Below are 16,477 nucleotides of genomic sequence, written 5' to 3' on the forward strand. Positions count from 1 at the left end.
ACCGAGCCAGGCATGACCCTTCTGCACGATAGGCGCCGATTGATCGTCAGCCCGGCGCTGGCGCCTGCGCAGATGCGCGAGACCGACCGACTCGATCGCGGTCAGGAAGCTACCGATGGCGTGCTCACGATCGGGCTCATCAACAACATGCCGGACTCCGCGCTGCAGACGACGGAACGGCAGTTTATGCGGCTTCTGACCGCCGCCGCCGGCAGCAATCTAATCCGCTTCCACTGTTTTTCGCTGCCATCCGTGAACCGGTCGCAGCCGGCGAAGTCGCGGACCGATCAAAAATATACCGACATTGCCGATCTCGACCGCCTGCACATCGATGGATTGATCGTCACCGGTGCCGAACCAAACGCAGCCTCGCTTCCGGAAGAACCGTTCTGGCAGGACCTCACCGCGATCGTCGACTGGGCGAAGACCAACACCCGCTCAACCATCTGGTCGTGTCTTGCTGCCCATGCCGCGGTCCTGCATCTGGACGGCATCGAGCGACAGCGGCTTGATACAAAATGTTCCGGGGTCTACGAGTGTTTTGGGGTTGCCGACCATTGGCTGACGGCAGGTCTGCCTTCGCCGTTCCGGGTTTCGCACTCGCGTTTCAATGAGCTGCGCGCGGACGATCTGGCGGCGCGGGATTATCAGGTGCTGACGCTTTCGCCGCAAGGCGGCGTCGATATCTTCGCCAAGCAACTGCGCAGCCAGTTCATCTTCTTTCAGGGACACCCTGAATATGACCCGCTGTCGCTGGAGCGGGAGTATCTGCGCGATATCTCCCGCTTTCTGGCAGGCGAGCGCAACGGCTACCCTGCCCTCCCCGCGGATTATTTCGATACCGAGACCGAGCAGAGGCTCGCGGCTTTCGAGCGGCGCGCGCGCGTCGAACGCCGGCCGGGGCTGAGCAGCGAGTTGCCCGACCGCACGGTTCGGCAGGACGCCGCGACCGCTGCCGCGGCGACGGCGATTCTGCGTAACTGGCTCAACTATCTTTCCGACGGTGCGCACGCGGCGCCACCGCACCCCAACCTTTGACCTGGTGAAAGTGGCATCATGCGCCCGGATTGGTCTGCATTAAGGGCGCGTGTCAGCAACCGCCTGGCCCGGCATTTCTGCATCGCGCCGTTCCGGCTGCAAAACAAAGCCCCGATGGTCAGCTTCACCTTCGACGATACCCCGAAGAGCGCGGCCACCGTCGGGGTCCCGATCCTCGATGCGTATCATGCGCGGGCGACCTTCTATGTCGCGGGTGGGCTGGTCGATAAGCCGTCGAGCCATTGGGCCGGAATCAGTGCCGACGAGATTGTGGAGCTTCACAGCCAGGGCCACGAAATCGCCTGCCACACCTTCTCGCACACCCGAACCACCGACCTCGATGCGGCGGCGCTGGCGGCCGAGATCGAGGATAACCGTCGCTATCTGCTGGCGCTCGACCCCTCCATCCGGATCGAGAATTTCGCCTATCCCTATGGTCTCGGATCGGTGTGGCGCAAAGCCCAGCTCGGGAAAATCTTCCATTCCTCGCGTGGCATTATACCCGGGGTCAACAGCGGGGTCGCGGATCTGCAGTTTCTGCGCGCCACCCCGTTGATCGATCGCGATATCGATCGCGATGGCGTCGATCGCGCCTTTGACGAAGCCGTCGCCACGAACGGCTGGCTCATTTTCTACAGCCATGACGTGGCCACCGAGCCAAGTCCCTACGGCTGCTCGCCGGCGCTGCTGCGGCATGCGCTGGAAGCGGCAGCGCGCCTGAATGTCCAGATCCTGAGCGTGGCGGACGCGTTGCGGTCGGCAGGCGCATGAACGCCGCCGGGGCCGGCGCATAAGCACCATTTTACTTCGCGTTGGACGTGCAGGACGGCCCGAATCAGGAATAGAGCTGTTAGGATCGCGATCCGGGGTCTTGGCCTTGGAGATTGATCCTCATCAGCTTCTGTTCGGGCAAACTAAACCGCATGTCTGTTCCTGCCACCGCCCCGGCTTCCAGGCGTTCCCAAGACATCGTCCCCGACGCGCTTTCCGTGCTGAATTCCGTGTTCGGCCTGCCCGGCTTTCGCGGCGCGCAGGAAGAGATCATTGGGCATGTCGTCGGTGGCGGCAATTGCCTGGTGCTGATGCCGACCGGCGGCGGCAAGTCGCTGTGCTATCAATTGCCGTCCCTGTTGCGCGAAGGCTGCGGCATCGTCGTCTCGCCGCTGATCGCGCTGATGCGCGACCAGGTCGCGGGGTTGCTTGAGTCCGGCGTCAAGGCGGCGGTGCTGAACTCTACGCTATCCCCGGACGAAGCCTCCGCGGTCGAGGCGCGGCTTTTGGCCGGTGATCTTGATCTGCTTTATATTGCGCCCGAACGCCTGCTGACGCCGCGCTGCCTCGCTTTGCTCGGCCGGGCGCGGATCGCCCTGTTTGCGATCGACGAGGCGCATTGTGTATCGCAATGGGGGCATGATTTTCGTCCGGAATATATCGGCCTGTCGGTGATATCGGAGCGTTTTCCGGATGTGCCGCGCATCGCGCTCACGGCCACCGCCGACGACCTCACGCGCCGGGAGATCATCGATCGGCTCGGACTCGCCGATGCGCCGAGTTTTGTGGCGAGTTTCGATCGCCCGAATATCCGATATGAGATCGTCGACAAGCAGAACGCGCCGGCGCAGCTCAAGGCCTTCATCAGCGAGCGCCACGCCGGCGACGCCGGCATCGTCTATTGCCTGTCGCGCGCCAAGGTCGAAGACACAGCCGCCGCGCTGACCAAGGCCGGTATCGAGGCGCTGCCCTATCACGCCGGTCTCGACGCCAACATCCGGGCGCGCAATCAGGATCGCTTCCTCAACGAGGACGGTGTCGTGATCGTCGCCACCATCGCGTTCGGCATGGGCATCGATAAACCCGATGTGCGCTTCGTGGCGCATCTCGACTTGCCGAAAAGCATCGAGGCCTATTATCAGGAGACCGGCCGCGCCGGCCGCGACGGCAAGCCGTCCAGCGCCTGGATGGCCTATGGCCTGTCGGATATCGTGCAGCAGCGGCGCATGATCGATGAATCCAGCGGCGCCGAAGCGTTCAAGCGGGTGTCGATCGGCAAGCTGGAGGCGCTGGTCGGCCTCGCCGAAACCACCAACTGCCGGCGCACCCGGCTGCTCGGATATTTCGGTGAAAACCTTGCGATCGCCAGATGCGGCAATTGCGACAACTGCCTGTCGCCGCCGCAGCTGCGCGATGGCAAAGTCATCGCACAGAAGCTGTTGTCCTGCGCCTATCGCACCGGGCAACGTTTCGGCGCCATGCACTTAATCGACGTGCTGATCGGCCGCCTGACCGATCGCGTCAAGCAATTCGGTCACGACAGGATTTCCGTGTTCGGCATCGGCGCCGAGCTCAACGAAAAGCAATGGCGTGGCGCGATCCGCCAGCTGGTGGCGATGGGCCATCTGCAACCCGACGCCGAGGCCTTTGGCGCGCTGAAGCTGACGGAGACCGCGCGCGGCGTATTGAAGGGCGAAACTGAAGTGATGCTGCGCGAGCCAACCGCCGGCTCCCATCGCCCCAGCCGGACCAAATCGAGGCGCGGCGATATTGCTTCGGTAACGGCCGGACAAGGTAAAGCCGGCGATCCCACTTTGATCGGGTCCCTCAGGGCGTGGCGGTCCGAGGTGGCGCGCCAGCGCGGTGTGCCGGCCTATGTCGTGCTGCATGACTCAACGATCGACGGCATCGCGGCGTCGCGCCCGACCACCCCGGGGCAGCTCCGCAACATCCCGGGGATCGGCGACAAAAAGCTCGAGCATTACGGCGACGAGCTGATCGCCTTGGTGAAAGCCAGCCGCGCCTAGGCGAAGGCAACGCCTTCGCCGGTGACGATCGAAATGCCCACCAATGAGCCAATCGGCCAGCGCGCCATGGTTTCATGTCCACCGGACCTCACCAGCAGCCGATCGCGCAAGGAGTCGCTGCACTCGATATGGGTATCGACATAGCCGCCCTGATACACATGCGCGGCGATGGTCCCGCTGGTCGCGCAAGGCTGCGTGGCTTCCGTCAACACAAGGTGTTCGGGGCGCACGAACAGATCGACCGCCGCGGACGCCGCGACATCTTTTAAAGGCTCGCGCGGTACCTTGACCCGCGCGATCCCGACGGCGATGACGGCCAATGTGCCGTCGATACTGTCCAGCCGGCCGCGCAGCACGTTGCTGTCGCCGACAAACGACGCGACAAAGCGGTCGCAGGGCTGGCGGTAGATTTGCTCCGGGGTTCCGAGCTGGCGAATGCGCCCCTCGGACATCACCGCGACGCGGTCGGACAGGCTCAGAGCCTCGCTTTGATCGTGGGTCACGAAGATCGTCGTCACATTCAGCTTGCGCTGGATTTCCCGCAACTCCACCTGCATCGATGCCCGCAGATTCTTGTCGAGCGCGGAAAAGGGTTCATCGAGCAGCAGAACGGTCGGATTGATGACCAGCGCCCGCGCCAGCGCGACGCGCTGCTGCTGTCCGCCGGACAGCTGACGCGGCGTGCGGTCTTCAAATCCCGTGAGCCGGACCAGCGCCAGCACCGCTTCGACACGGCGGTCTCTCTCCTGCCTGGAAACGCCGCGAACCTTCAGGCCATAGGCGACATTGCCGGCAACGTTCATGTGCGGGAACAGCGCATAGTTTTGAAACATCATGCCGATCTCTCGCTGGTAGGTCGGCACGTCATTCATGCGCTCGCCAGCGATCAGGATTTCTCCGCTGTCGGGACCGAGAAATCCGGCTGCCAGATTGAGCAGCGTTGTCTTGCCGCAGCCCGACGGGCCGAGCAGGGTCATGAACTCGCCCTGCCTGATCGACACCGACACGCCGTCGAGCGCGGTGGTCTCGCCGAAACGCTTGGTCACGGCATCGAACCGGACCGCGCCCTCCGCATGGGGGGCGATCGATCCGTGCGGCGCCTTTGCACCTCTGTCAGCGGCTTTGTTCAATGTTCAGCACCTTGCCGAGACCGAGATACGCATTGGCGAAAACAATCAGCGCGGCGGTCGCCGCGATGTACATCACGGAGAGTGCGGCCATCGAGGGATCGGCGAACTCCCTGACATAATTATACATCGCGACCGGCAAGGTCTGCGTCCGTTGCGCGGTGACAAACAGAGAGGCCGTGAACTCGTTGAACGACAACATCGCGGCGAACAGCCAGCCGCTGACCAGGCCGGGGACCAGCAGCGGCAGCGTGATGGTCACCAAGACCCGCAGCGGCGACGCCCCCAGGCTGGCGGCGGCGCGCTCATAGCTTTGATCCAGATTGCGCAGGGAAACATAGACGCTGCGCAGCACGAAGGGGAGCACCAGCACCACGTGGCAGGCGATCACCACCGCATAGCTGCGATTCCAGCCGATCTGCGCCGCCAGGATCAGAAAGCCAAGCCCCACCGTGAAGTGCGGGATCACCAGCGGCGACAACAACACGGCCTCGAGCGTCTTCTTGAAGCGAAATCGGTAGCGGTGCAGCGCAAAGGCGAACATAGCTCCGATCACCAGCGCGATCGTCGAGCTCCATGCCGTGACAATCAGGCCGTTGCGAAAGCCGTCGCGAAAATCCTGATAGGCGATGGCTTTGGCGAACCAGCGCCAGGACCACGCCTGCGGCGGAAACGACAGGATCGCCTTGTCGTTAAATGCCGCGATGGTCACGACCACGGCCGGCAGCACCAGGAAGCCGAGGATCAGCACAACGGCGAGCTTTCCGATGAGGCCGAGCAGGCGCTGATAGGTCGAGCGCGGCATGTCAGTGCGGTCCGATATTTTCGAGCGGGCGCGCCACCAGCCGCAGCGCGCTCAAGACCACGATCGTGAGCGCCAGGCCGGCCACGCACAGGCTGGCCGCGAACGGGAAATTGAAACTGGAGAAACCGAGCTGATACACCAGGTTAGAAATCATGTTGACCCGTCCACCCCCGATCAGCTGCGGCGTGGCGAACGCGCTGAAGGTCCACGCAAAGGCCGTGGTGACGCCGGCCACAACGCCCGGCATCGACAATGGCAGCGTCACCGTCAGGAACACACGAATGGGACCAGCGCCAAGGCTCTCGGCGGCGCGTTGGTAGTCCCGGTCGATATGCGACAGGCCCGCCGCCAGCATGATCACCATGACCGGCATTGTCACATGGACCAGCGCCACGACCACGCCGAAGGTGGTGAACATGAACTGGATCGGCTGCCGGATGATCCCGACATTGAGCAGAACAGAATTGATGAAGCCGTTGTTGCCCAGCACGATGATCCAGGAATAGGTGCGCACCACCTCGCCCAGAAACAGCGGCGTGACGACGATCACGAGAAGAATGGATTTGATGACCGCGCTCTGCGTGCGAACCAAAGCATAGGCCAGGGGATAGCCGACGATCAGCGTGGAGACCGCGGTCAGGAAACATATCACCACGGTGTCGAAAAACACCCGTGCATAAAGCGGCTTTAGCAAATCCGTGAAGTTCGCCAACGTAAAGCCGCCGGGATCGAGCGAGCCGGGAACATAAGCGCGCAGGCTGAATTGCAGCACGGCCGCCAACGCCAGGAGGAAGCCGAAGGCGCACAGCACCGCAGGCGCCGTGAAGGTACGGAGAAAGGGTTGCGGGTTCACGGACTGGGCGGAACTGATGGCATGATCAATTCTGGCATGATCAATTCATGATGTTCTCGGCAAACCACTTGCGCCACTCGGCGGTTTTCTCGGCACGCAATTTGGCATCGATGTTGATCTGCTGCTTCCATTGCGCCGCCGTGGTGAAGACGCCGGGAAGCTTGGCTATTTCTGGATCGATTTTGGCATTGAGCACCGCCGGGCTGCCCTTCTTCAGCTTGGCAATCTCGGCCTGAATCTCCGGATCGTAGAGCGTGTTGATGAACTTGTAGGCGAGGTCGGCCTTCTTCGAACCTTTCATGATGGCCACGGTGTCGACGCCGAGAACCGCGCCTTCTTTCGGTATCGCCAGCGTAATCGGCACGCCCTGTCCGATCATGTAATAGGCATTCATCGACAGCACGATCTGCACCGGCGTTTCACCGCTGGCGAGCAACTGCTGGCTGTTGGCATCGTTGGTATAGAACGCCTTGAAATTGGGTTTCAATGCCTTGAGTTTGTCCTGTCCCTTTTCCCAATGCGCGGCGTCGCTGCCCGAGAGAATCGCCGCGACGGCGATGATATGGCTGGGATCGAAATCCGGTCCCGCGATCTTGCCCTTCAATTCGGGTTTCCACAAATCGTTCCAGCTCTCGAACTTCACGTCACCGAGCAAATCGGCGCGATAGCCGATGGTGTAGACGTAGGCCCAGGCACCGAGGTGGAAAGGACTTATGCGGGCTTCATCGGCGAGGTTTTTGGCGTTTGGAATCTTTGCAAGATCAAGTTCTTCAAACAGCCCGTCATTGGCGTAAAGCCAGCCGACATGGGACGTGGTGAACGTAATGTCGCTTTCGGGATTGCCCTTGGCGAGCTTTTCCTTATTCAACCGGTCGATGGTGCCGCCGGTGATAAACTCGACCGGGACGCCGGTCTCAGCCGTAAATTTCTTCGCGACGGTTTCTGCGACCAGATCGCGCCAGCTGCCGCCCCAGATGCTGATGACCAGTTTATCCTGCGCCTGCGCGGGCAAGGCAATAGCAAGCGAAGAAATCGCAAGCGCAACGATCGCGAGCCAAAAACGTTTCATGTTGGGTCCCCTGTCCGCACTATCCGCTGCTATCCGATCCCGCACCACGCCGTCTCAATATCCTGCACCATCGGTGTCGGATCGACAACAGCACCGATCTTTCCTACATTCGCGGCCGTCATGCCCGAGCGCAGAACTTAAACGCCGTCGGAACAGGATGAAGCGGCGGCAAGCCGCTCACCCCTGAAGTCGCTCACCCCTAAAGGAGAACATTGATGGTGGCGCCGGGTAAGCAATCCGCAACTCCGCATCGGCCGTCCGAGATCCTCAATACTCTGAAACGTCTCGGCTTTGGTGTTGCAATTGCTGTGCCGGACAGCTGGCTCGGCGAGATTCTGGTACGCATCGAGCAGGAACCGGCCATCAAGTTGGTGCGGGCGACGCATGAGGAGGAGGCCCTGGCGATTGCGTGCGGCACCCGGCTGGGCGGCTTGCGCACGGCGATGTTTGTGCAGAATGCGGGATTGCTGAGCATGGGTGCCGGCATGGTCTCGCTGGCCCAGCGTTATCAGTTTCCACTGTTGATGCTGGTCTCATATCGCGGGACCATTGAAGATCCCGTGTTCTATCACGCCCCCAAGGGACGGGTGACGGAACCGGTCCTCAAAGGCATCGGCCTTGCTTATGCGCTGGCCGATCGAAACCGGCCGATAGGTCCCCAGGTCGAACGCGCCGCAACCTATGCCGAGGAAGCCTCGTGTCCGTTCGCGCTGCTGTTGTCGCAGGAGGATGTTCAATGGTGAACGCCATCAGGCCAAGCAGGGCCGACTACTATCAGGTACTCGCGGACAAGCTGCCCAAGGACGCGCTGGTGGTGACGGCGCTCGGCAATGCATCCTATTTGTGGGCGGCGATGCATCACCGGCCCGAGAATTTCTACTTTGAGGACGCGATGGGACTGGCGCTTCCGCTGGCGCTCGGTCTGGCGATCGCGCAACCGGCGCGGCCGGTTGTCGTGGTCGAGGGCGACGGAGCCGTCCTGATGCATATGGGAGCCCTGGTCACCGTCGGAGCGATGGCGCCCGGCAACCTGACCGTGCTGCTGATCCAGAACGGCGTTCACGCCGCTTCCGGCGGACAGGCCCTGACCAATGCCAGCCTCGACCTCGCCGCGCTGGCGCGCGCGGCCGGCATCGACCGCGCGCAGAATGTCACGACGCCAGAGGCTTTCGCTGCGGCGATGGGCGCTCCCGCCGAAGCCGCCGGCGCCCGTTGTCTGGTGCTCTCGACCAAGCCGGATCCCGACGTCGTTCGGCCCCCGATTGCGTTCGATCCGGTTTTGACCAAACACCGCTTCATGTCCGCCATCGGAGCGCCGCGCTATGTACCGACCATGTTTGGCGGTGGACGGCTCCAGCACGATTAGCGTGGGCCGCCCTTTTCGTGCCCGCGATGAAACCTCGCAACTACATCGGCGGGATCACGCCGTCCTTGCCGAAGAGAACAGCGCCGCCGTTCAGGGCGCCATCCGGCTGACGTTGGGTCGGCACGAACACGATCGCACCGGGTTTGATCTCTTCCCTGGTCGCCGGGACAATCGTAACGACCGGGACATTGGCGGGAATGTCGATTTTCTTTTCGCCACCCTTATAGGTGACGGTCACGGTTTGACCTTCGATGCCCTTGACGGCATTGGCGACCGTCGCATTTGTCATCATGCTCGATGAGCCGAGGTCCCAGGGATAGTGACCTTCGCCGGTCCCGCGCATTTTATCGGGGAACACCACGACTTCCAGCGATCGCAAGGTCGAATCGGGTTGCGTCACCGTCGCGGTGCCGATGAACGTGCCTTCCTTGATATCCGCCATCGAGGACTTCACCACGGCCAGCGCGGCAAAATTCTCGGCCAGATTGACGGTGATGTCTTTGCCGTCCTTGGCGTGAACCACGAGTGTGGTCCCCTCGAGGCTCACGACGGCGCCGCGCACGCGGACGGGGGTGCCATCGGCAAAGGCGGATGCGGAGACAAGCGCCATCGGAATGAGGGCCGTGGCAAAAGCGAGCGCCAGACGTCCATAATTGTATGAAAGCCTCATGATAGCTCCTCCTGTGTTCTGTTGCGGCCGCTGCTGCGGCCTTGCTGTTGGTGTTGAATCGGAACACCGGGGTGTCCGGACTATTCCGCGACGGCCCCATTTTCGGAGCCACGGCCGGTCCGCGTCAGGAAAACGCGTCAAAAAAACTCGGAACCGAACAGGCTCCCGACCACACGCGCGTCATTTTTGCCGCGCGGCCGCGATTTCCTTTTGATACCCGCCCAGCACGCGTGCCCTGTATTCGCCCGGCGCCTCGTCGAACCAGCGATGTGAGGCGCGAAAGAAAGTGCTCTGATCCGCATAGCCCAGCAGATAGGCGATTTCGGCCAGCGTGACGCGCCGGTCGGCCAAATGGTGTTGCGCCAATTCGCGGCGGGTGTCGTCCACGAGTTCGGTAAAGGACGTGCCTTCGGCGGCAAGCCGGCGCTGGAAAGTATGGTCGCTCAGGTTCAGCTCAGTGGCGATCGTCGAACGCAGCGGGTTACCATCCTGCAAATGTCGCGCAATGGCTTCCCGGGCGCGATGCGTCGTATCGGCCTTTTCCAGCTTTTGCAGCGCCAGGCCGGCGATGCGGTCATGCAGATCCGCCAGTTGTGGAATCGCGGTGGGCAGCTTGCTGGCGAGATCTTCTTTGGAAATCAGAATGCCGCTGAATTTTGCGTCGAAATGCAGCGGGCAGTTGAACGCTTCATTATAGACCGCGAGCGATATCGGCACCGCATGAACGAAACAGGCGGCTAGCGGCTTCAAAGGCCGGCCCAGCATCCAGCGGCACAGGGTCAGCAAGGTCAGGATCGCGTAGTCGTAGCGTTGACGCGGAACGGGACGTTCGCCGCCGTAGAGTTCGAACTTGACCCTGCGGCCACCGGTACCTGGTTCCAGCGTGATGGTAACGGCATCACTGACCAGGCACAGATAACGGATCAGGCGCGTGAGCCCGGTCAAAAGGTCGGGGCTCGACATCATGGCATAGCCGACGATCCCGTATTGATCCGGCCGGGGCACGTGCGGATTGGATAATCCGATGTCGGGATTGCCGGACCTTTCCGCGGCTTGCGCCCAGAGACGGCTGGCGTCCTCCGTCGGCCAGCGATAATCGGGATCGTCGAGATGTTTGATCGATAGCCCCAATTCCGCGAACATCGCGGGCGCATCCAGTCCTGCTGTCGTCAACGTATTGGCGACCCCGCGCATCCATGCGGAGGAAGTACTTCGATGCTTCATAGACCCCTTGGCCTCCCACGGTCAGTTATTTGGCACTCTAGGGTCAATGCTGGCAATCCGTGAAGCGCCTAGAACGTTTATGCGCGATCACGGTGGACGGGCAGAGATGCTGCCAACGTTGACGAGCGAATCCTTTGGAGCGGAATCGATGTCGAAGACCATCATGTTGGTGCATGGAGCGTGGGTCACCACGGATTGTTGGGCGAGCTTTCGCTCCTTTTTCGAGGCCAAAGGGCATCGTGTCGTCGTCCCGCCGTGGCCATATCTTGACAAGCCCGTCGACGAATTACGTCGAAGCCCCGATCCGCGTCTCGCCGGGATGACCATCAAGGCATTGGTCGACCATTTTGAAGCACAGATTCGAATGCTGCCGGAGCCGCCGGTTTTGATCGGGCATTCCTTTGGAGGCTTGATCGTCCAGATGCTGCTCGATCGCGGCCTGGGGTCCGCAGGGGTGGCGATCGACGCCGGTCCGCCGCGGGGCGTGCTGCCAAGCCTCACCGCTATCGGTGCCGCGCTTCCTGTTCTCACGATGTGGCGGGGTTGGAATCGCATCGCGTCGATGTCGTTCCGGAGTTTTTCGACAACGTTTGCCAATACGCTGCCGCCCGATGAGCAGCGCAAGGCCTATGACCGGCATATCGTGCCGGCGCCCGGCCGCATCTATTTCCAGGCCGCCCTCGGCATCGGAAATGCCGTCGATTTCAGCAATACGAAACGCCCGCCACTTCTGCTGATTGCCGCCAGCGAGGATCGCACATGCACGCCGTCGATGGTCAAGGCCATGTACCGAAAACATTCCCGCGCCCCGAGCAGGACCGATATCAAGGAGTTTCCTGGCCGCAGTCACTGGCTGATCGCCGAGCCCGGCTGGGAAGAGGTCGCGGATGGTGCACTCACCTGGATCGAGGCCAACGTAAAAACGCGGGCTTCGTTGGAAAGTACGGCCCAACTCTAGCAGTTTCGCAACCACGCCAGGAATTCGTTCGGCCAATACTAGGCCGTCTCCGCAACGAAACGTTCAACCAGAAAATCGATGAACAGTCGTACCTTGACCGCCAGATGTCGCGTGGGGGGATAGATCGCGTAAAGCGCCAAAGGCGGCGCGCGGTAGTCCTCAAGCACCGCCCGCAGCGTTCCCTTTTTGAGGGCATCTCCTGCGATGAACATCGGGATAAGGGCCACGCCGCGTCCCTTGACAGCCGCGTCGCGCAGCACTTCCGCATTGTTGGCGCACAGCGTCCATTCCGGCTGGATCCAATGCTCGCCATCCTTGCCGATGAGCTTCCACTGATTACCGGTGAGCAGGAAGCCGTAGGTCAGCAGGGCATGGCTGCGCAAGTCACCGGGATGCTTTGGCACGCCATGTTGAGCGAGGTAGGACGGCGACGCGCAGATCGCGCGATTGATCGCCACGATCTTGCGCGCGATCAGGCTGGAGGATTCGAGATCGGCGATGCGCAGGGTGACGTCGTAGCCGCCCTGCACGGGATCGACCTGCTCGTCGCTGAGAACGAGCTGAATCTTCAGTTCGGGATAGAGCGCCATGAAATCGGCGAGCGCCGGCCCAAGCTGCAACGTGCCGAACGACATCGGCGCGTTGACACGCAACAGCCCGCGCGGTGTCGCCTGCAACTGCGCGACGGCGTGATCCGCCGCATCGAGTTCGGCGAGAATTCCAAGCGCTCGCTCGAAATAGGCCTGGCCGTTTTCGTTCGGACTGGCGTGCCGCGTGGTGCGGTTCAGAAGCTGGACGCCAAGATCCTGCTCGAGGTCGCTGACGTATTTCGAAATCGCCGAGCGCGACAAGCGGAGTTGCCGGCCGGCTTCCGAGAAGCTGCCGAGTTCAACGACTTTGACGAAAGCGCGAAGGCTGGTGAGCTTGTCCATGATTGTCTTCAAATCATAGACAGTAATGTCATGGAATTCCAGATTGTCTTTGACTTCGGCCTGCCCAATTGTCCCGGCAACGGGAGGCGGGCAGCCTCCGATCCAGGAGAAACACCATGTCAGGCATCCATCATGTCACCGCCATCGCCGGCAACGCCTTGCGAAACTACGACTTTTATACCCGCTCGCTGGGACTGCGGTTCGTCAAGAAGACGGTCAATTTCGACGATCCCGGCACCTATCATTTCTATTACGGCGACGAGACCGGGCATCCCGGAACCATCCTTACCTTTTTCCCGTGGGAAGGCGCGGCACCCGGCCGCGGCGGCGTCGGACAGACCCAGCAGACCGCGTTCCGCGTGCCGGCCCGTTCACTCGGCTACTGGACCCATCGATTTATCGAAAAGGGCATCGCCCATGAGGCGCTGGAGAAGCGTTTCGGCGAAGCCGTGCTGCCGTTTACCGATCCCGACGGCATGAGCCTCGCACTGGTCGGGGTTCCCGGCGCCGAGAACGAGGCCGGCTGGAGTAACGGTGACGTGCCGGCGGAGCACGCGATCCGCGGATTTCACGGTGTGACGGTGTTGCTGGAGAGCGCCGCAAAAACCAGCGCGATCCTCACCGACGTGTTCGGTTTTGCGGAAACCGGCCGCGAGGGCTCGACCATCCGTTATCGCGCCCCCGGCGATGCGGTCGGCGCGATTGTCGACATCTATGAAGCAAAGGGCTTTCTGCCCGGCCGTCAGGGCCGCGGCTCGGTGCATCACATTGCATTTCGCGCCACTGACGATGCGGCGCAAAGCGAGATGGCGCGCAGACTGGTGCAGGACCATGGCATGCATCCGACCGAGCAAAAGGACCGTAACTATTTCCGCTCGGTGTATTTCCGCGAGCCTGGCGGCATCCTGTTCGAGATCGCGACCGACATTCCCGGCTTCGCGGTGGACGAGCCGGTCGCTTCGCTCGGCCAGGCACTGAAACTGCCGGCGTTCCTCGAGCCGCATCGCAAGGATATCGCGGCCGTATTGCCGGCACTGGATGAAAAGGTGGCGTGATGGCGAGCAATCTCTCCTTGATCCATCGCTTTGAGCCCGCGACGCGCTCCGGCGTCGCGCCTTTGTTGCTGCTGCACGGCACCGGCGGCGATGAAAACGACCTGCTGCCGCTCGGGCGGATGATCAGCCCGGGCGCCGCACTTCTCTCGGTGCGTGGCCAGGTGCTGGAGCACGGCATGCCGCGCTTCTTCCGCCGCCTCGCGGAAGGCGTGTTCGACGAGGCGGACGTGAACCGTCGCGCGAACGAGCTCGCGGACTTCGTCGAGGCTGCGCGCGAGGCCTACGGCATCGCAGCACCGCTCGTGCTCGGCTATTCCAACGGGGCCAATATCGCCGCTGCGATGCTCCTGCTGCGTCCCCGGACGCTGCGGGGTGGCATCCTGTTGCGTGCGATGGTGCCGCTGGCGCAACCGCCTGAGGCCGACCTGTCGGGCCGATCGTTGTTGCTGGTCTCCGGCCAGCATGATCCGATCATCCCGCCGGCCAACGGCGAGCAGCTGGCCGCGATGCTGACCAAAGCCGGCGCGGATGTCACCCGCCGGGTGCTGCCGGTCGGACATCAACTGTCGCAAGCCGACATCGGCCTCGCGCGCGAATGGCTCACGCGGGTGGAAGCCACCGCCGATATCACGTCAGCCTGATGAGGGAACGCCATGAGCGAACGACGGGTGTTCGGTGACGCCGTGGCGCACAGTCTTGGACTGCATGATGCGCCGATGCTGGCGACACGGACGCTGCGCGCGTCCAGCGTGGCAGTGACGCGCATTTCCTGCGGGCCGAAGCAGATCGGCATGACGCCGCAGATCCCGCCGGAAGACAGCTTCATCGTCGCGCAATATCTGACGCGGCTGCCATATCATGAATTGTGGAGCGGCGGCCGGCCGGTGCTCACGCAGGGTTACGCCACCGGTGCGATGCGGATCGTCAACCTGACCGGCGAATTCTCAGCGCGGATCACCCATCCCCACGAAGCGCTGACCTTCCACATCCCGCGCGCCGCGCTCGACGAACTCGCCGACGACGCCGGCCGCCCGCGGTTGGCCCACCTGGCCTGCACGCCGGGGATCGTCGATCCGGTACTGGTCCATCTCGCCGCAGCCCTGCTTCCGGCGTTCGAACAACCGGAGCAGGCCAATCCGCTGTTCGTGGACTACGTCATGCTGGCGGTCTGCAGCTATCTCGCCGGCAAGTACGGCGATGGCGCACCACCGGTCGCAGCAAAAAAGGGCGGCCTGACGAGCGCGCAATTGCGCCGCGCCAGGGAAATCCTGGTCGCCAACAGCAGCGGGCATATCCTGCTCGCCGACGTGGCGCGGGCTTGCGGGCTGTCGCGCCAATACTTCACCAAGGCTTTCAAGGCGACCACCGGGCTCGCGCCGCACCGCTGGCTGCAGCAGCATCGGATCGACCATGCCAAGCAACTCCTGGGCAAGACCTCGTTGCCGATCGCCGATATCGCGATCCGCTGCGGCTTTGCGGACCAGAGCCACCTCACGCGGGTGTTCACGACATTGGTCGGTCTTCCCCCCGCGGCATGGCGGCGGCAGCGCGATTGAGCACAGACGCGCAGACCTTGATCTTCTCTGCGATCTCAGCTTCGATGGTTGCGCGGCGCGGTGCCTGCGTGGGATAGGCCGTCCGTGAGAGACCAGCAACGAGACAGCAACACCATCGCCGACGGGCTGGGACTTCACCCGCCGCGGACCTTGCTGGTCAAATCGCCCACGTCGCAGATCGAGATTTCACGAATTGACTGCGGTCCCGCGACGGTCGGCATGACATCCGTGATCCCGGCGACCGAGGCGTTCGCGCTCGGCGTCTACCAAACCGACATTCCCTATCACGAGATCTGGCGGCGCGGTCATTCGGTGATCCGGCAGGGATATGCCGCGCAGTCGATGCAGCTCGCCGACCTCGCCGACGAGTATGCCGCCAAGATCTGCGGCACACATGAGGTGGTCACCTTCTTCATTCCCTATGCCGCACTTGACGATGTCGCCGATGACTCACGTCGACGCCGGGTCCGCGGCCTCGCCTGCGACCCCGGCCACACTGACCCCGTGGTCGCACATCTGGTGGCCTCGCTGCTGCCGGCGCTCGAACAGCCGCATCAGGCAAGCGCACTTTTTCTCGAATACGTCACGCTGGCGCTGTGCCTCCATCTGCTGCAGACATACGGAGCGCTATCGCCTATCCGGGTCCATGGCGGCCTCAAGCCCTTGCATCTGAAACGTGCCAAGGATCTGATCGCCGCCAACCTTGGGGACGATCTGTCGCTTGCGCAGGTCGCCGCGCAATGCGACCTGTCGCGCGAGCATTTCAGCCGGGCTTTCAAGGTCAGCACCGGCCTCACGCCGCATCAATGGCGCCAGCTCTGCCGCATCGATGCAGTCAAACAATTGTTGACGGGCTCGTCCCGTTCGATCGCCGACATCGCGCTCGCCTGCGGGTTCGCCGACCAGAGCCATCTGACGCGGGTGTTCGGCCGCATCGCCGGTACGAGCCCGGCGCAATGGCGGCGCGAGCGGCCGTTGCAGTGACGGCTGCCGGAACCTGAGCGGCCCGCATTGCACGCTCCCGCG

General features: G+C 62.6%; 17 protein-coding genes. 10 read left to right on the plus strand and 7 right to left on the minus strand.

The annotated features are described in order from the left end of the window. Nucleotides 1–12: 12 nt before the first annotated feature. The 3 genes from metA to recQ all read left to right on the plus strand — a co-directional run bounded on the left by metA (nucleotide 13) and on the right by recQ (nucleotide 3,836). Nucleotides 13–1,038, plus strand: a complete 1,026-nt coding sequence (gene metA / locus ABR948_RS00070; protein ID WP_428113002.1) for a homoserine O-succinyltransferase MetA — start codon at nucleotides 13–15, stop codon at nucleotides 1,036–1,038. Nucleotides 1,039–1,056: 18 nt separating this feature from the next. After that, nucleotides 1,057–1,809: a polysaccharide deacetylase family protein gene (locus tag ABR948_RS00075; protein ID WP_428113004.1), complete on the plus strand. Its 753-nt coding sequence runs from the start codon at nucleotides 1,057–1,059 to the stop codon at nucleotides 1,807–1,809. A gap of 152 nt (nucleotides 1,810–1,961) precedes the next feature. Continuing rightward, nucleotides 1,962–3,836 (plus strand): DNA helicase RecQ, encoded by a 1,875-nt coding sequence (gene recQ, locus ABR948_RS00080; RefSeq protein ID WP_428113006.1) that lies wholly within the window; start codon nucleotides 1,962–1,964, stop codon nucleotides 3,834–3,836. On the opposite strand, the gene ABR948_RS00085 is transcribed toward recQ, so the two are convergent. Genes ABR948_RS00085 through ABR948_RS00100 form a run of 4 tightly spaced genes read right to left on the minus strand, consistent with a single transcriptional unit; the run spans nucleotide 3,833 to nucleotide 7,690 of the window. Then, nucleotides 3,833–4,966, minus strand: a complete 1,134-nt coding sequence (locus ABR948_RS00085; protein ID WP_428113007.1) for an ABC transporter ATP-binding protein — start codon at nucleotides 4,964–4,966, stop codon at nucleotides 3,833–3,835. The two genes, recQ and ABR948_RS00085, sit on opposite strands and share 4 nt — an antisense overlap. Further along, the gene (locus ABR948_RS00090) at nucleotides 4,950–5,768 is read right to left on the minus strand and encodes an ABC transporter permease (protein ID WP_428113010.1); all 819 of its coding nucleotides are present in this window, start codon (nucleotides 5,766–5,768) and stop codon (nucleotides 4,950–4,952) included. The genes ABR948_RS00085 and ABR948_RS00090 overlap by 17 nt, the downstream gene beginning before the upstream one ends. A gap of 1 nt (nucleotide 5,769) precedes the next feature. After that, entirely contained in the window at nucleotides 5,770–6,621 is an 852-nt protein-coding gene (locus ABR948_RS00095; protein ID WP_428113012.1) for an ABC transporter permease, read from the minus strand. A 40-nt stretch (nucleotides 6,622–6,661) separates the two neighbouring features. Continuing rightward, nucleotides 6,662–7,690: an ABC transporter substrate-binding protein gene (locus tag ABR948_RS00100; RefSeq protein ID WP_428113015.1), complete on the minus strand. Its 1,029-nt coding sequence runs from the start codon at nucleotides 7,688–7,690 to the stop codon at nucleotides 6,662–6,664. A gap of 215 nt (nucleotides 7,691–7,905) precedes the next feature. On the opposite strand from ABR948_RS00100, the gene ABR948_RS00105 reads away from it, so the two are divergent. Together ABR948_RS00105 and ABR948_RS00110 are read left to right on the plus strand one after the other, a co-directional pair. Next, complete coding sequence (locus ABR948_RS00105) at nucleotides 7,906–8,433, plus strand: thiamine pyrophosphate-binding protein (RefSeq protein WP_428113137.1); 528 nt, start codon at nucleotides 7,906–7,908, stop codon at nucleotides 8,431–8,433. Further along, on the plus strand, nucleotides 8,427–9,056 hold the full coding sequence (locus ABR948_RS00110) for a thiamine pyrophosphate-dependent enzyme (protein WP_428113017.1): 630 nt from the start codon (nucleotides 8,427–8,429) through the stop codon (nucleotides 9,054–9,056). Before ABR948_RS00105 ends, ABR948_RS00110 begins: the two co-directional genes overlap by 7 nt. Nucleotides 9,057–9,096: 40 nt before the next feature. On the opposite strand, the gene ABR948_RS00115 is transcribed toward ABR948_RS00110, so the two are convergent. After that, nucleotides 9,097–9,726 (minus strand): single stranded DNA-binding domain-containing protein, encoded by a 630-nt coding sequence (locus tag ABR948_RS00115; RefSeq protein ID WP_428113020.1) that lies wholly within the window; start codon nucleotides 9,724–9,726, stop codon nucleotides 9,097–9,099. Between the two features lie 180 nt (nucleotides 9,727–9,906). Further along, nucleotides 9,907–10,950, minus strand: coding sequence for an AraC family transcriptional regulator (locus tag ABR948_RS00120; protein ID WP_428113022.1), 1,044 nt, complete (start codon nucleotides 10,948–10,950; stop codon nucleotides 9,907–9,909). A gap of 148 nt (nucleotides 10,951–11,098) precedes the next feature. Between ABR948_RS00120 and ABR948_RS00125 the strand changes: the two genes are divergently transcribed. After that, the gene (locus ABR948_RS00125; RefSeq protein ID WP_428113024.1) at nucleotides 11,099–11,908 is read left to right on the plus strand and encodes an alpha/beta hydrolase; all 810 of its coding nucleotides are present in this window, start codon (nucleotides 11,099–11,101) and stop codon (nucleotides 11,906–11,908) included. 38 nt (nucleotides 11,909–11,946) lie between these two features. On the opposite strand, the gene ABR948_RS00130 is transcribed toward ABR948_RS00125, so the two are convergent. Next, on the minus strand, nucleotides 11,947–12,840 hold the full coding sequence (locus tag ABR948_RS00130) for a LysR family transcriptional regulator (protein WP_428113026.1): 894 nt from the start codon (nucleotides 12,838–12,840) through the stop codon (nucleotides 11,947–11,949). A 116-nt stretch (nucleotides 12,841–12,956) separates the two neighbouring features. Here ABR948_RS00130 and ABR948_RS00135 point away from each other — a divergent pair, with 116 nt between their 5' ends. The 4 genes from ABR948_RS00135 to ABR948_RS00150 all read left to right on the plus strand — a co-directional run bounded on the left by ABR948_RS00135 (nucleotide 12,957) and on the right by ABR948_RS00150 (nucleotide 16,435). Next, entirely contained in the window at nucleotides 12,957–13,895 is a 939-nt protein-coding gene (locus ABR948_RS00135) for a ring-cleaving dioxygenase (protein ID WP_428113028.1), read from the plus strand. After that, complete coding sequence (locus ABR948_RS00140) at nucleotides 13,895–14,536, plus strand: alpha/beta hydrolase (RefSeq protein ID WP_428113030.1); 642 nt, start codon at nucleotides 13,895–13,897, stop codon at nucleotides 14,534–14,536. The genes ABR948_RS00135 and ABR948_RS00140 overlap by 1 nt, the downstream gene beginning before the upstream one ends. Before the next feature lie 12 nt (nucleotides 14,537–14,548). After that, nucleotides 14,549–15,451, plus strand: coding sequence for a helix-turn-helix domain-containing protein (locus ABR948_RS00145; protein ID WP_428113031.1), 903 nt, complete (start codon nucleotides 14,549–14,551; stop codon nucleotides 15,449–15,451). 84 nt (nucleotides 15,452–15,535) lie between these two features. Next, nucleotides 15,536–16,435 carry a helix-turn-helix domain-containing protein gene (locus ABR948_RS00150; protein WP_428113033.1) on the plus strand — a complete coding sequence of 300 codons (900 nt, stop codon included), beginning with the start codon at nucleotides 15,536–15,538 and terminating at the stop codon, nucleotides 16,433–16,435. Nucleotides 16,436–16,477: the final 42 nt, after the last annotated feature.

It is taken from the genome of Bradyrhizobium sp., assembly GCF_050014615.1.
Taxonomy (GTDB): domain Bacteria; phylum Pseudomonadota; class Alphaproteobacteria; order Rhizobiales; family Xanthobacteraceae; genus Bradyrhizobium.